General features: G+C 61.5%; 15 protein-coding genes. 12 read left to right on the top strand and 3 right to left on the bottom strand.

Annotated features, from left to right (window positions below):
* Positions 1-744 precede the first annotated feature (744 nt).
* From ACFFIC_RS14880 to ACFFIC_RS14865, 4 genes are all read left to right on the top strand, one after another.
* Complete coding sequence (locus ACFFIC_RS14880) at positions 745-1,209, top strand: hypothetical protein (RefSeq protein ID WP_377051660.1); 465 nt, start codon at positions 745-747, stop codon at positions 1,207-1,209.
* A 133-nt stretch (positions 1,210-1,342) separates the two neighbouring features.
* Positions 1,343-1,804 (top strand): DUF427 domain-containing protein, encoded by a 462-nt coding sequence (locus ACFFIC_RS14875; protein ID WP_377051658.1) that lies wholly within the window; start codon positions 1,343-1,345, stop codon positions 1,802-1,804.
* A gap of 447 nt (positions 1,805-2,251) precedes the next feature.
* Positions 2,252-2,461, top strand: a complete 210-nt coding sequence (locus tag ACFFIC_RS14870; protein WP_377051656.1) for a hypothetical protein — start codon at positions 2,252-2,254, stop codon at positions 2,459-2,461.
* Between the two features lie 101 nt (positions 2,462-2,562).
* Positions 2,563-3,717 carry an epoxide hydrolase family protein gene (locus ACFFIC_RS14865; protein ID WP_377051654.1) on the top strand — a complete coding sequence of 385 codons (1,155 nt, stop codon included), beginning with the start codon at positions 2,563-2,565 and terminating at the stop codon, positions 3,715-3,717.
* 654 nt (positions 3,718-4,371) lie between these two features.
* On the opposite strand, the gene ACFFIC_RS14860 is transcribed toward ACFFIC_RS14865, so the two are convergent.
* Positions 4,372-4,713 (bottom strand): SWIB/MDM2 domain-containing protein, encoded by a 342-nt coding sequence (locus ACFFIC_RS14860; protein WP_377051652.1) that lies wholly within the window; start codon positions 4,711-4,713, stop codon positions 4,372-4,374.
* Here ACFFIC_RS14860 and ACFFIC_RS14855 point away from each other — a divergent pair.
* From ACFFIC_RS14855 to ACFFIC_RS14820, 8 genes are all read left to right on the top strand, one after another.
* Positions 4,712-5,143, top strand: coding sequence for a hypothetical protein (locus ACFFIC_RS14855; protein ID WP_377051650.1), 432 nt, complete (start codon positions 4,712-4,714; stop codon positions 5,141-5,143). The two genes, ACFFIC_RS14860 and ACFFIC_RS14855, sit on opposite strands and share 2 nt — an antisense overlap.
* 380 nt (positions 5,144-5,523) lie before the next feature.
* Entirely contained in the window at positions 5,524-6,273 is a 750-nt protein-coding gene (locus tag ACFFIC_RS14850) for a hypothetical protein (protein WP_377051648.1), read from the top strand.
* A 205-nt stretch (positions 6,274-6,478) separates the two neighbouring features.
* Positions 6,479-6,643 (top strand): hypothetical protein, encoded by a 165-nt coding sequence (locus tag ACFFIC_RS14845; protein ID WP_377051646.1) that lies wholly within the window; start codon positions 6,479-6,481, stop codon positions 6,641-6,643.
* Between the two features lie 145 nt (positions 6,644-6,788).
* Positions 6,789-7,040 carry a hypothetical protein gene (locus ACFFIC_RS14840; RefSeq protein WP_377051644.1) on the top strand — a complete coding sequence of 84 codons (252 nt, stop codon included), beginning with the start codon at positions 6,789-6,791 and terminating at the stop codon, positions 7,038-7,040.
* Positions 7,041-7,208: 168 nt separating this feature from the next.
* Entirely contained in the window at positions 7,209-7,775 is a 567-nt protein-coding gene (locus ACFFIC_RS14835) for a hypothetical protein (RefSeq protein ID WP_377051642.1), read from the top strand.
* Between the two features lie 60 nt (positions 7,776-7,835).
* A complete protein-coding gene (locus ACFFIC_RS14830; RefSeq protein ID WP_377051640.1) occupies positions 7,836-8,018 on the top strand; it encodes a hypothetical protein in 183 nt (60 codons plus the stop codon).
* 249 nt (positions 8,019-8,267) lie between these two features.
* On the top strand, positions 8,268-9,341 hold the full coding sequence (locus ACFFIC_RS14825) for a dsDNA nuclease domain-containing protein (RefSeq protein ID WP_377051638.1): 1,074 nt from the start codon (positions 8,268-8,270) through the stop codon (positions 9,339-9,341).
* A 57-nt stretch (positions 9,342-9,398) separates the two neighbouring features.
* A complete protein-coding gene (locus tag ACFFIC_RS14820) occupies positions 9,399-11,075 on the top strand; it encodes a coiled-coil domain-containing protein (RefSeq protein ID WP_377051636.1) in 1,677 nt (558 codons plus the stop codon).
* 87 nt (positions 11,076-11,162) lie between these two features.
* Here the strand turns inward: ACFFIC_RS14820 and ACFFIC_RS14815 are convergent, their stop codons facing one another.
* Complete coding sequence (locus ACFFIC_RS14815; RefSeq protein WP_377051634.1) at positions 11,163-12,515, bottom strand: hypothetical protein; 1,353 nt, start codon at positions 12,513-12,515, stop codon at positions 11,163-11,165.
* 258 nt (positions 12,516-12,773) lie between these two features.
* Positions 12,774-13,943, bottom strand: a complete 1,170-nt coding sequence (locus ACFFIC_RS14810) for an IS630 family transposase (protein ID WP_377051632.1) — start codon at positions 13,941-13,943, stop codon at positions 12,774-12,776.
* Positions 13,944-14,277: the final 334 nt, after the last annotated feature.

Raw genomic sequence — 14,277 nt, 5'->3', positions numbered from 1 at the left:
GTCGAACCGGGTGAACAGAGCTGTGCCGAACGACCGGCCCGGCACAGCTCCACGACTGAATAGTCCGATCTCAGCGCCAGGCAGGGCGTCCCAAGTTCACGTCACGGCCGCTGGTCAGCGCACCGCCTGCAGCGCCTGCTGCGCCGCCAATGAGGGCACCTGTGCCAACGCTGCCTCCAGTTAGTGCGCTTACGCCCGCTCCCGCCCCGGCCCCAAGAAGGCCGCCGGAAACCGCACGGTCGCCGGTGCTGTAGCCGCAGCCGCTCAGTCCGAGCACAGCCACGCCAAGAAGCACAAAGCCTGTCTTTCGCATGCTCGAAACCTCCTTCAAAGGCCGGTGTGTCCGGCCTGGTTCACGAAGTTACAGGTACTCTCCGCAGATCACCGACCGCCGAGAATTGACCAATGATCGCTGGAACCTGCAGTCCACCCTGAGGCCGATCGCCTCGGGAGTATTCACCTCCGTGACGATCACCGTCGCGCCGGCGCTCGTACTCCCAGCCACCCGTAAATGGTAACGGTTCGATTGAGCAAAGGTCACATCGATTTGCCGAGGAATCTGCCGACCGATGACGATTGCCAATATCAACTTCACCTCGAAATTGCGTTCCGAACGTGACCACTTTGCAGAATTGCTTGGGCACGTTGGCTAACCTTGGGAGAAGCGCCGACTGTGCGTCGCCCCCGACCGGCGCCGCAGTTTTCATGTTCCCGAATCGTTCATGGTCGGTCTAGGCTCCTCCCATGAGCCACCTCCACGATACCCACGCCCCTTCGCCTGACATGGACGTCCTGGCCGCGCGCTTGGCCGAGCAGCGCTACCGAACCCTGGTGGACCGTGGCGTGTCGACGGTGCAGGCATGGGACGAGGCTGTCGCGCTCTTCGCCGGTCACCACCCAAGCTGGCCTGTGCCGCTGGCCGAGCGCGAGGCGGCCCGCACGGTAGGGGCGCTCGTCCTCAACCGGATGGCCGTGGAACTGGCACAGCCCAGAGCGTCGATGAACAAGGTGCCGTTCGACCTACTGGTCGACCTTGCGACGCTGGAAACGCCGGAGAGCATGCGAGCGGCGATGCGGGTGGAGGAGATGGGCGATGGTGCGGCTGCGGTCTTCCGCGGCGCCTGGAAATTCACAGGCAACGTTCGACCCGTCACCTCACGCCCTCCTCCGTCTCGTCCGTCCACCACCCGTACGGCACTGCACGCTTGATGAATGGACGTGCGGCAGCACCTGGATAGTCCAAGATCATCCCGGCGCTCTGGCTCCCCTGCGCCACTCTGGCTGAGGTGGTGCCGACGTGACGCCTGTGGACACAAGACGGCCTCCCGGAGGGCGAGAGACGATGGAGAACGTTTGGGACTACCCGCGGCCGCCCGCGCTCGAACCAATTACCAAGCCGATCCGCATCGAGTTTGCAGGGCGCATCATTGCGGCAACGGAAGGGGCGCTCCGCGTGCTGGAGACCTCGCATCCACCCGTCTACTACCTGCCGCGCGCTGCCTTCACCGGCTGCACGCTGGAGCCCGCGCCTGGACGCAGCTTCTGCGAGTGGAAGGGTGAGGCAAATTACTGGAGCATCTGGGTAGGGAACCGAGTGGCGGAACGGGCCGCCTGGAGCTATCCCGATCCAACACCTGCCTTCGCCGCCATCCGCGACCATCTGGCGGTTTACGCCGGCGCCATGGATCGGTGCCTCGTTGACGATGAGGCGGTAACGCCTCAGCCCGGTGGCTTCTACGGTGGTTGGATCACCCGCGACCTCAAGGGTCCCTTCAAGGGCGAACCCGGCACTATGTGTTGGTGAGCACGCAGAACAGTTGGAGCGCCTGGGCAGCTGCCGTTAGAGCCCCGACGGTACTGAGGCAAAAGCGCGCGACGCCCTATACCAGCTGGAGCCACTCTGGGGTGAGCTGTTTCCGGCCGAGCAGGCGCGAATCGTGCGGCTGCTGGTTGAGCGAGTGACGGTGTCTAGCACGGGGGCGGACATCCGGCTCCGGGTGGAGGGGCTGGCTATTCTTGTGCGGGATCTGAGTACGAGTTGCCCAGCGTTGCTGGAGGCTGCGGAATGAACGCCGCCCAGCCGACATGCCTCACGGTTCAGGTGCCACTGTCGATACGGCGCAGGCCAGGGCGGAAAACAGTGTTCACACCGGATGGGAAGGCGAGCGCGGCCATGCCGGCACCCACGATCTCTACCCGAGCTGATCCTGCGCTGGTAAAGGCATTGGCCCGGGCCTTCCGGTACCAGCGCATGCTGGATGAGGGACAGTACGCCTCCATCACCGAGATGGCTGATGCGGAGCGTCTCGACCGCGGGTACATAGGGCGGCTGCTGCAGCTGACGTTGCTGGCGCCGGACATTGTTGAGGCCGTCCTGGACGGGCGGCAGCCAGCGGAGGTGGCGCTTGCCTCGCTCCTGAAGCCCTTCGCAGCTGGGTGGGAGCAGCAAGGAGCGCTGTGAGCTTGGCGCCCCGGAGCGTCCCAGCCTCGGGTGAAGCTATCGCGCCTTCCTCTACACCCGCGGGATCGTCCATCCTGTCGTTTCCAGCGACAGAGGACCCCATGACCTCGGCACCTCTTCCCTTCACTCTGCGTGTGGCCGACGCGGCGATCACCGACCTCCACGAACGGCTCGCCCGCACGCGCCTGCCAGATCAGGCGCCCGAGCCGCCCTGGACTTACGGCACCGACGTTGGATACCTGCGCGGCCTCCTTGATCACTGGCGTCACGGGTTTGACTGGCGGGCGCAGGAGGCGGCGCTGAATACCTTTCCAGGGTTCCGTGTGCCCCTGCACGGCATCGATCTGCACTTCCTGCACGTGCCCGGCGAGGGATCCGCTCCCATGCCGCTGCTGCTCTCGCATGGCTGGCCCGGTTCGGTGTTCGAGTTCCTCGACCTCATTCCCCGCTTGACGCAGCCGTCGAAGTTCGGAGGCGATCCGGCCGACGCCTTCACCGTCGTGGCTCCCTCGCTCCCAGGATACGGCCTGTCCTTCCACCCGGGCCAGAAGCGCTTCGGCATCGAGGCGATCGCCGACTGCCTCGCGGACCTCATGACCGGGGTGTTGGGCTACGAGCGCTTCGCTGCCCAGGGCGGTGACTGGGGGGCCTTCGTTTCGTCCCGCCTCGGCGCCGCGCACAAGGCGAGGATGATCGGCATACACCTCAACTTCCTCGCCGTACCGCGCGACCCCACGCCTCCGGAGAACGCAACGGAGGAGGAGCGCCGCTACCTCAACGAGCTCTCGACATTCCTGAAGGAGGAGACCGGCTACCAGTGGATCCAGGGCACGCGGCCGCAGACCCTTGCCTACGGCCTGACGGACAGCCCAGCAGCGCTCGCCGCCTGGATTGCGGAGAAGTTCCGCATGTGGACGGACAATGACGGGACGCCAGATGACGCGGTGGACCGGGATCGAATGCTGGCGAACATCTCGCTCTACTGGTTCACGGGCTGCATCGGCGCATCATTCCATCCCTATTACGCCCGCATGCACGGGCCGTGGCCCATCCCGGGCAGGGTCGAAGTGCCGGCTGGCTATTGCCAGTTTCCGAGAGAGATCATCCGCCCACCCCGCTGCGTTGCCGAGCGCACCTATGCAGACATCCGCCGCTGGAGCGTCATGCCGCGCGGCGGCCATTTCGCCGCGATGGAGCAGCCCGATACGCTGGCAGAGGAGATTCGTGCGTTCTTCCGCCCTCTTCGAGGGAGGTGAACCCGAAGGCTGGCCGGTCAACGGAAAAGTCCGCCTGATTAGTTCAATGTCGCACAGCCGCGGGTAGTAGAGGGGCAGGGAGAGGGTGGATTTTCCCTCCCTGCCTGAGACTATCGTTATCGTACAGGCGGGTTGGCACCAGTGGTGTTCGTGCCAAGGGTCCTGTCGACGGCGCGGCCTACGGCCGTACCCGGCGGGTTGCCACGGGTGCCGTCGGGACGGGAAGCCCTACCCTGGGCTCGGTCTACCGCGCGCCCCGTCACGGTCGAAGGCGGGTTGCCGGGGGTGCCATCCGAGCGGGGGGTCTGACCCTGGGCTCGATCCACGGCCCGCCCTGTTGCGGTCGAGGGTGGGTTACCCGGCCTGCCGTCGCGCTGGGTTTGCGCATGTGCCAGGGGGGCGGTGGCCAAAAGTGCAGCTGTGGCAAGCAGTGCCATTAATCGGTAAGTAGTCATCACCCGTTCTCCCTTTGCTCTTGCAGGATTGCGGTATTCGGTAGGCGCCGCACGCTGCAGAAGCGACGGCCGGATGCCACTGGTTTCCTGAGATCCAATCCAGGTGCCTGGGTAGGGACAGGGAAAGCTGTTCTACCCCCTGCCACAGATGCCGCTTGGCCAGTTGTGCGCCAGACTGCATGGACGGCGAACGGCCTCTTTATTTCAGGTGCTGAGCGAGGTGTTTGTTCATCTCGAACATGGTTACCTTCTCCTTGCCAAACACCCTCTGCAGCTTGTCGTCAGCCAGGATCTCGCGGCCGTCCTTCGGGTTCTGCAGCTTGTTGGCCTTGATGTATGCCCAGACCTTGCTGACCACCTCGCCGCGGGCGAGCTTCTCCTCACCCACCACTGCTGCAAGATCCTCTGAGGGTTGGAGAGGCTGCTGAAGCGCGTTCGGCTTGTTACCCTTGGCTGGTTTAGCGACTTTCTTTGCTTCCACCGGCTTGGCGTCTTCGGATGCGTTCTGCTCGGACTTCTTTGAAGGTGCTTTGCTGGTCATGGTTGTACTCCTGAGCGCCACGGCCAATGCGAACCTCAAGCCGGCCATCAGCGTTGGTGAAAGCGCAACGGCCGTTATCCGCAGCAGTTGCCCTATTGGCGCCAAGCCGGGCTGGTCGAAGAGCACCAATCCGACCCTAGTGCGGCGCATCTCGGTGGCGGAGATCGAAGCGGCCGCGGTCGGGCAGGTGCGCGCCCTCTTGCGCGAGCCGAGAGTCGCCGTCGGCACCTGGGCGGCGGTACGGGACAGCGACCCGAACCTCACCGAGGCGGAGACGCAGGACGCCCTGCACCAGTTGGAGCGGCTCTGGGATGAGCTGTTCCCGGCCGAGCAAGCGAGGATCGTGCGGCTGCTGGTGGAGCGGGTGGCGGTCTCGACACGTGGGGGGACATTCGGATTCGGGTCGCGGGTCAGCGAGCCTCGAGCGTGATCTCGAGGTAGGCAGGGCTGCAGTGTTGGACGCAGCGGTATGAGCCTCACGGTTCAGGGGCCGCTTAGGATACAGCGCCGGAGGTGAGGAAGCGGTAGTGAAGCCGGTAGGTGTAGCTGGGCCGGCGACTCCGATGAGACTTTCTGGCTTCATCCCGACGCCGGCAGATACGGTCCAGATAAAAGTGCTGGCTGCGGCCTTCCGGTACCAGAGCATGCGAGGTGAGGGGCAGTGCGCGGCCATCACGGAGACGGCGGAGACCAAACGCCTGAACCATGGCTACGTGGGGCTGCAGCTGTCGCAGGAACTTCTCCGGTAGGAGATCATCTGCGCTTCACAACGAATTGCCAACATTTTCTGCCTGAGCGACACTCGGCTCGATGGTTGTTTTGATCGGAGAGTGGCCAGTGGAAGCCGTAAAAGAGTACGATGGAGGTCTTCTCCTTAAGACGCTTCAGACCGTTGCCATCAGTCCGCAAAATGCCATGAAGGCGGTGGCAAAGTACAAAAAAGCTGCCCAGAAGGTAAATCCACAACTCTCTGGCGCAGAGATTGAGAAAATCGTCGCCAGGAAGATTATCCACAGATACGCGCGCTACGCCTCTATGAGCGGCGGGGTGACCGCTCTTCCTGGAGTAATGCCGGGTGTGGGAACTTTGGTTGGCATGCTTGGCGGAGGCGCCACCGATCTGACTATCTGCATGAAGCTTCAGGTTGATATGACTATGATGCTAGCGGCCAACTATGGCTGGGATCTAGACGATCAGGACGCTCTCCACATGACATTGCTCATCGCTGTCATGGGGGGGCTTGAAAAGCTTGGTGTGGGCGGAGGTGCGCCGCTTGCGTCGAAAGCTGGTGTTAAAATGCTCAATATGTATTTGAAAGGCGCGGCCCTTCAAACCGTGAAGCAATTCTTGAAAAAATTTGGAGTCAACTTTACGAGGAAAGCTGCTGAAAAGGCTATACCTGGAGGCGTCGGTGTCGCACTGAGCGCGGGAATGAATTACGGAATGACAAAGTACGTGGGGCACCAAGCAGTGAGGTGCTTCACCATCGAACGGGTGCTTAGAAGCAATCCCGACATTCATGAGAGCGACCTACCGCCTGGACTCGACGATGAGCCTTAGGCTGCGCGAGCTCCCGGTCCTTGGAGCCACCTGGTTGAGGCGCGACAATTGGTGGATCGAGGGTACCAAAGCTGTCAATGAGGTTAGAATTGGTCGAGCTGGTCCGCTTAGCGTTTCAGACCGGCAGCTTTCGGCTGAAAGCTTGAGAGCCTCCGCTCGACTTAGCGCGAGCAAGCTCCGGCCTTAATCAGCTTTATATGCTGGAATGCGGCTGTTACCCACCGAGCAGGCGCTAATTGTCCGGCTGCTGGTCAAGCCGGTGACGGTGTTGGGCACGGGGGCAGATATCCGGCTGCGGGTGGAGGGGCCGGCTAGTCTGGTGCGGGACCTGGGGGCAAGCCGCCCGGCGTTGCTGGAGGTTGCCGAATGAGCGCCGCCCACCCGACATGCCTCACAATGCAGTGCCGCTGTCGATACGGCGCAGGCCAGGGCGGAAGACGCTAGTTACGCCGGAAGGGAAGACGAGCAAGGGCATGTCGGCATGTGCGATCCCTACACGCGCTGATCCTGCGCTGGTGAAGGCACTCGCCCGGGCCTTCCGGTACCAGCGCATGCTGGATGACAGGCAGTACGCCTCCATCACCGAGATGGCCGAGGCTGAGCGGCTGGACCGCGGGTACATGGGGCGGCTCCTGCAGCTGACGCTGCTCGCACCGGCGATCATCGAAGCGGTCCTCGACGGAAAACAATCCGAGCGGCTCAACCTTCTGTCATTGATGAAGCCATTCCCCGAAGACTGGGAGAAGCATGGATTTTCATTAGCCTGAGCGCGCCAGGGCAATTGCGCTTCCTCCAGATCACGTCTGCTTCGCCCCGTGTCGGTGGTCTTGTTCATGTTCCTATTTGCTCGGCTACAGGGTCGGATTTGATGGAATCGCAATGAACTCTTGGCCGGCCGGTCCCGGTATGATGTGATACGATCACGGAGGACACGCATGATGCTGCCGCTGATCGATATGCTTGCCGCAGGCGGATGCTACTGGCCGTCGAAAGATCCTGGGTACGCACATGGCTTCGCCGTGCCGAGCGGTACGCGGTTCAGCATCGCCCTCCACGGCCCAAAAAGCCGGTTCTATGTCTCGGGGATCTGCCGTGAAGGTTGGTTCGAGGTTCTGGATGGCGAGCACGCTCGGACGCGCTTCCCAACGGCGAGTCGCGCAGTGAACACGGTCCGTGAACCGTCTACTAACGCCTACCTACACGTGCGGTTCGAGGTCGACGGAAGGTGGGAGGAAGCTGACCGTATGCGGGAGCTGTCCCGCTTCGCCGCGGACGCTGGCGAGGAGCGGGCCATTAAACTGGCATCGGACCTCATTCGGGTGAAGCTACGTGAGGCAGGACGGAAGTTGGAGGACCCAGATCTGTTCCGGTCGGCAGCAAAGCTCGTTCAGCAGCGTCCGACCCTCGCTGTGGAGGGGCGCCGCCAGGTAGAGGAGGAGCGCAACATGGGAGTGGTGGCCATCGTCCGTCGTCCAGGGGACGGCTCCTGGAGCCTCGCGTAGAAGGGGCAGCGAGCGAGGCTGCAACCGCCCGCTCGTCTCCGGCCAGTAAACCCTCGGCTGTTGGAAGCACTGGCGCGTGCCTTCCGGTACCAGCGGCTGCTGGACGAGGGGCAATACGCCTCCATCACCGAGATGGCCGAGGCTGAGCGCCTGGACCGCGGCTACATGGGGCGGCTGCTGCAGCTGACGCTGCTGGCGCCGGACACCGTTGAGGCGATCCTAGACGGCGGCGCCACGGAGTAGGTCGGTCTTTCGCGTTTCCTGCAGCCATCCCCTGTGGAGTGGCCGCTGCAGCAGGAGGCATTCGGGCTCAAACTCGCGGACACAGGAACAGAGTGGTGAAACCCATCACCTTTGGCTTTATTCGCGTCTGGCCACCATCGCTGATGCACCAATCCTTGCCTCTAATGGCATGTTCTTAAGCGGTTTGCAGCTTGTCTCATGCATTGATCTGAGGCATCCAACCTACATGGGAAGAAGTCCAGCCGTGTAATGACGAGCCTGATGAAGGTCGTGGCCTCGGCCAAGCCTCGTGAGAAGGCTGGAGCGCACACCATGGCACGCTACGGGTTCCAGGTGCATGCCTCCGTCCTGAAGATGCTGGATCTGCATCGAAGCGGGTCTGACTACCGGGCAGTTTTTGACCACTTCGACGACCTGATGGTCTTTGACAAAGCCCAGCAGCCGGCAAAGGTCGACTTCTATCAGATCAAGTCGCAGGACAAGGGTGAGTGGACCCTGAAGGCGATGGCCGCCAAGAAGGGCAAGGGCAAGCCCGCTACGTTCCTCGGTCGTCTGCATCACCACATGGCGACGTTCGGCAAGATGGTTGGCCGACTCGTCTTCGTCTCCAACCTGTCCTTCAAGCTGAAGCTGGCCGACGGCACGGAGACCGGTCCGGACCACCATCTCGTCCGCTCGCATGAGCTACACGCCAATGAGGTAGCTGCCCTCACGAAGGCGGTCGCCGACGATGCAGTCAATCCGCCCGCTGTCGATGGCTGCGGCCTATTTGCCTTCGAGCGAACATCCATCGGGATTAATGATCAGGATAAATTCGTTAAAGGCTCTCTGCTCGACTATTTTCATGAGCGCGGCGGTGCGGATCATGTCCCTGTAATCTCGCTTTACGAAACCCTGCGGGGTAGCGTTTTCACCAAGACCGGCGTCACTCAAGAGTTCACGACCGAAGCGGAGTTTTACGACCGCAAAACCCTCTGTCGGGCCGATATAGAGTCTATGTTCGCGCGAGCTACGGGCGGGCGTCGCTTCACCGAGAGCTGGACGGCCATTCAGGTCGATCTCGCTGCCGCCGGCATGACCACAATCCAGATGCTCACCCTCCACAACGCATGTCTCCGCTACATCAGGGCGCGCTCCGCCGGGGAGTCCGGGGCTGCCACCTTCAACGTGGCATGCCAGGATGCCATAGTCGCGCATCCAGCGGAAATCGCGGCATGCACGACCCTGACGGAGATCGCCGCGCGGTTAAGAGATTGGGTTCCATCTGATTACGAGAATCGAGATGGCGCCCTATTCGTTGAGGCATTTGAGGCGGTAAAATGAACAGACCGAACGTCGTTGGCTTGCGCCGCTTGCTGACCAGCATGAAGGATTTTAACGGTGCGCATGCTGCGGTTCTCGCGTCTCTGCCTATTGTCACAGCACGAAAGGCGAGCATTCAAACTGAGCTTCAGCTCGGCGGCAACGGTGCTGCAGGCCGGAAACGGGTTCGGCAAGTCAGCCGTTCTAAAGAGCCTGTATAACGCCCTCGGAGCTGAACCTCACAAGATCGATGCGCCCTGGCGCAGCGCACAGGTCGAGACGCTTCTGGAGTTTACGGTCGACGGCACGTCTTACGTCATGCTCGCCGGGCGTGGACGGTTCGCCGTGTTCGACGGCAATACGAAGATGCAGCTGCGGACGACATCCATCGTCAAGGATTTGACCGCCTACCTTGCCAGGCTTTTAAATTTTCAGCTGCAGATGGTGAACCGCGAAGATCAAGCTATTACGCCACCGCCAGACTATATGTTCGCCCCGTTCTACGTCGATCAGGACAACTGGCGGCAGCCATGGGCGTCCTTCCGCGGGCTCTATATGGCCAATTCGAAGCAGACGCTCGCTGATTATCACTCCGGTCTGAAGCCGAACGCATATTACGCGGCTCAGGCCCGTAGAAACCTGCTTCAGGCACAGCGCAAAGCGCTCGAAGGCGAGCGCGAGGTGCTACATCAGACGCTGGAGAGCATGCGCGAGCTCGTCTCGGACGTCGTGCTTTCCTTCGACCTGACCGATTTCCAGGTCGAGACCGAGCAGCTGCTGGCGGAGAGCCGCAAGCTGCATCAGGACCAGCTCGCATATCGGCAGCGCCTTTCGAATATTAGCGAAGAGCGGCGGCTCTGGCTTGAACAACGGGATCTAGTCAAAGCCACATTGGCCGAGATGGATGAGGCCTTCGCTGCGGCCTTGGACAGGCCTGCCGATGTGGCCTGCCCAACCTGCGGCCACCACTATCATAACTCTATCGCCGACCAATTCGAGATTGTTCGGGACAAGGACGGCCTATTCAACTCACTGATCGTCAGTCAGGAAAAGCTGCACGAGCTGGACGACAAGGCAAAGGCTGAGCGCAAGAACATTTCTGAACTAGAAGACTGCATCGCGCGGATAAATCACATACTAGGCGCGCGCAAGGAGGAGCTGTCGTTCAACGACGTGATTGCGGCTCAAGGCCGCAATGAGGCCGGTCGCATCATCCGAGGCCGCATCAGCACGATCGACGAAGGCATTTCCGATAAGCGTCGCCAGGAGGATGACGAGACAAGAGCGATGCAGGCAGCGGTGAGCCGCAAGCGCAGTCAGGAGATCAAGGCCTACTTTAAAGACCGGCTATTTGAGTTCTGCGATCATCTCTCTGTGCGGCTCGATACGACGAAGCAGCCTTCTATGACCATCATGCCATTCGGGCGCGGCAGCGAAGGTCCTCGTGGGCTGATCGCCTACTACTACGCCTTCCTGCACACGGCGCGGCGGTACTCGTCATCCTCCTTCTGCCCTATCGTGATCGACGCGCCAAACCAGCAAGGGCAGGACGACATGCGACGCGTGATGCGCTTCATCATTGATAAGCGTCCAGCTGACAGTCAGGTCATCGTCGCAACAGAGGATCTGTTCAGCCTTACCGACAATGACGCAAAGATCGTGCGCGTTGGGAAGCGAAAGAACCTGCTTCTCGATGAGGACCTCTACGACGAAGTCTCCGATGTTGTCAGGCCGTACCTTGGACAGCTAATTTAGCTCGCGCCGTCCTCGGCGCCGATATGGGCACGAGGTGGATTGGAAGCGGCAACGTTCCCTGCTTCAGCATCTCCAGCCGATTTCCCGTCACGTCCTCACTGGCGGAGCCTCGACACTCAGTTCCCCCGCCGGCCGCTTTGCCAAGTGATTCTCTAGCGTCTTCAGCCAAGCACGACTTTTCCCTACCCTTTCGGCATCTTCGCCGCCGCGTGGGGCGACTTGCCGCCGAGAGAAAGAATTGGCTGATCGAGAATCTGCCGGTAGTGCTCTCCAAGCTGCTGCTAAATGGCCCGTACCTCGTCGGGCGGCAGGTTCAAAGGAAGGGGCTGCTCTCCATTCGCTCGCTGCTCCTCCATTAGCTGTATAATGGTCGTGCCGGTCGGCCAGTCGCGGCTGGACCAAGCTTTCCACGGCGGGTTCCGCCCGGGCTTCGGAGTTCACCGAGAGGATCACCTTCCGGCCAGAAATCTCGACGGTGCCGAGCACGACCGCGCCGCCCTCCATGGTCGTGATCAATTGCACCCCGTCTGGCTTCTGGGGAACACGCTTTGGCGGCTTGGCGGGGGCGGCGAGCCAGTTCCAGAAGCTCGGACCGGCGCGGTCCAGAGCCCGAATGCCATCTAGGGCAGCTCGCGCGGCAGCCAGCGTCACACCAGAGCGCAGCGGGAAATGCAGGGTGACGAAGTGCAGCGGGTCACCATCGCTGTTCGCCACCTCAGGCGGTGTGTCATCGAGCTCAGCCCGCAGTACGGCGGCAAGCCAGAGGTTGGTGAAGGCAAAGGCCGTGCGGCCCAGCAGTAGTTCGGGGGTGAGCGCCGCGTCGGCTGCATCGGCTGACACAGCCCGGCCGACCTCCCTTGCGACCTCCGCCACCAGACCTCCAGCCTTGCTCCGGACGCGGCGCAGCAAGGCCAGCAGCTGCTCGCTCGTCGCCTGATCGTAGGGGAGCAGGGTACCGCTGATTACCGTGCCGCTCCGCTGCGAGATCACCCGCGTGGCCACCCTGTCCCACTGGCGCAGACTGCGGGTGCCGGACTTCTCCAGCACGCGGACAGGCTCGGAGGAGCGAACGAGGTCGCGCAGCAGCATGGACTCGCCCGGGACAACCTCGCTGACCTCGTAGAGGCTGATCACCGAGCGGCGGAGCGCGGCGATGTACTCCTGGGTGGCGACGGGATCCTTCCAGCCGCGGCGCTTGAGGTAATCATCGGCCAGATTGCGCCCGTCCGGCAGATCCGAGGCAAGCAGGTCCTCGAAGGCGGCACCCCAGATCACCCACTGGGCGGCGTCATCGAGGACGTCCGAGAGCTCCTCGATCTCCAAATCAGCACCCGTGCAGGCCTTGGCGACATGCCGGAGCAGGGTTTCGGCCATGATCTCGCGCCACTCCGGGCACCGGGTCCAGGCAATCAGGCCGTCGAGCTTGTGGATGACTGGCATGCCTGCGCCTCAGGCAAAGGTTTGCGGGGTCGCGGAGAATGGGAGAACCAGCTGGCTCTCAACAAGCCCCGGTTGTCTTGGCTCAGCGATCGGCGGTCCTGCGGTTGCTCTGAGTGGTGTAGAGGGCGGTCGAATTCCAGGCCACCTACCTCGCCCTATGGCGAGGTCCCAAGCCCCCATCGCCGTAGGAGCTTGGGCGGATTAGTTCTTGGTGGGTGCGCTGCATCTGCCAGAGGCTCAAGATTTTTAAAACGAGCCCTAACGGTAAATTGGATCTTTGCAGTTATTTGCCTCTGAGAAGGCAGGAGCCTCCCGCTCCTTTCCCCAGATTTTGCGGCCAGCCTTTTTGGGGTGCAGCAAGAAATGGGCGTTCCTCTCTTCAAAGTAGCGGTCGATTGCCGCTTTAGCTTCTTCCACTGTTTCGTAATCGCTGTTGTGGATGATTGCGCGGGCCATGCCGCTAAACACGGACTCGATAACATTCAGGAACTGTGCGCCTGATGGCAACGGCGCGGTAGCGACTGTAGGGCCGCAATGGCTGGCGGTCACCGCAGCATTGTGGTCATCCACCCGCCGCTGAAAGCGCCTCGAGATGTGCCATGAGGCAGCATCCCATGAGAGGTAAAGCTTGCGCCGGTCGCTATACCGTTCCAGGAGTAACTCTAGCATGCGCATCATTTCAGCGGTGTTTTTCCGCTCGCTATAAAAATGCGTGATTTGATTGCCCGATAATTCGAGAGCAGCTGTCATAATCAGGCAGCCGCGTGATTTTTGCCATTGCGGGACGACACGCTGCTCGCCCGGGGCGCTTAGCGCATAGCCCGGCTTCATTTTAACCGCAAATGGACCGTACTCGTCGATGGAGAAGAACGCATCCTCTGACCGCAGTTCGGAGAGAATTGCTTGAATATGAGCGAGTTTCTCGCTGTAGGCTGGGTCATTCGAGGTAAGCACTATACGGGCCTTGCGCCACCTGAAACCTGCGGCTTTGACAATTGCCCTGATCACTTGGGAGCATGCGGGCTGCCCACTCTCCTTCAAGATCCTCACTAAGTCGGCCATGATCCAGGTCGTGCGATTGATGCCGTAGTTGGACGGCGGCTGATGCAGGAGGCTGAAAACTGCCTGCTTGATCGCCTCATCATCGAATTTACGACGCAATCTGGTCTGCGGCGCAAATAGCGCGGCTTCCCCGCCTTTTTCAAACATGCGAAGGTATCTGCGGCCGGTTTTACGGTCGATGTGGAGAAAACGGCAAATCACGTTCTGGCTCAGTCCACAGCAATTCGCGAGCACCACCAGGGCTCGGTTACGGTGGGACAGCTGTCCCTTGTGAAGGCGTTCAAGTAAGCTCTTGAACCCTGAGACGTCGCCAACCTGGCGGCATAGTGCGTCGCGACTGACTTTGTTTTGGAGGAGTTTGTGCATCCACTCGAACGCGGCTAGCCGTTCCTGAGTACGATCTCGCGGGGCCGGGTTTATGCTGATCGCGCGCCCAGGTTTAAGAAAAATTGAACCAGTACAATCTCGTAGCGCAATGGGCCATTTGGCTTGGGGTGCCAGGAACAGAAATCCACCTACCCGCTTTTGCTCTAACAAGAACAGCAAATCAGAAGTGCTTTCGGCGATGCATTCTGGGCTAGGAGCCCGTCTCGGTAACCACATTTCGAGCTGACACTGTGGAGCGTTGAGGGGCGCCCGTGGTGCGCCAGCTTGCAGTGCGGGTCATCCTGTTGCTGCCTTGGCGAGCTTGGTGAGGTTG

Source organism: Muricoccus vinaceus, from assembly GCF_042433125.1.
Classification (GTDB): domain Bacteria; phylum Pseudomonadota; class Alphaproteobacteria; order Acetobacterales; family Acetobacteraceae; genus Roseomonas; species Roseomonas vinacea.
Note: the sequence above shows the minus strand (reverse complement) of the source record. Positions and strands in the feature narration are given on the sequence as shown.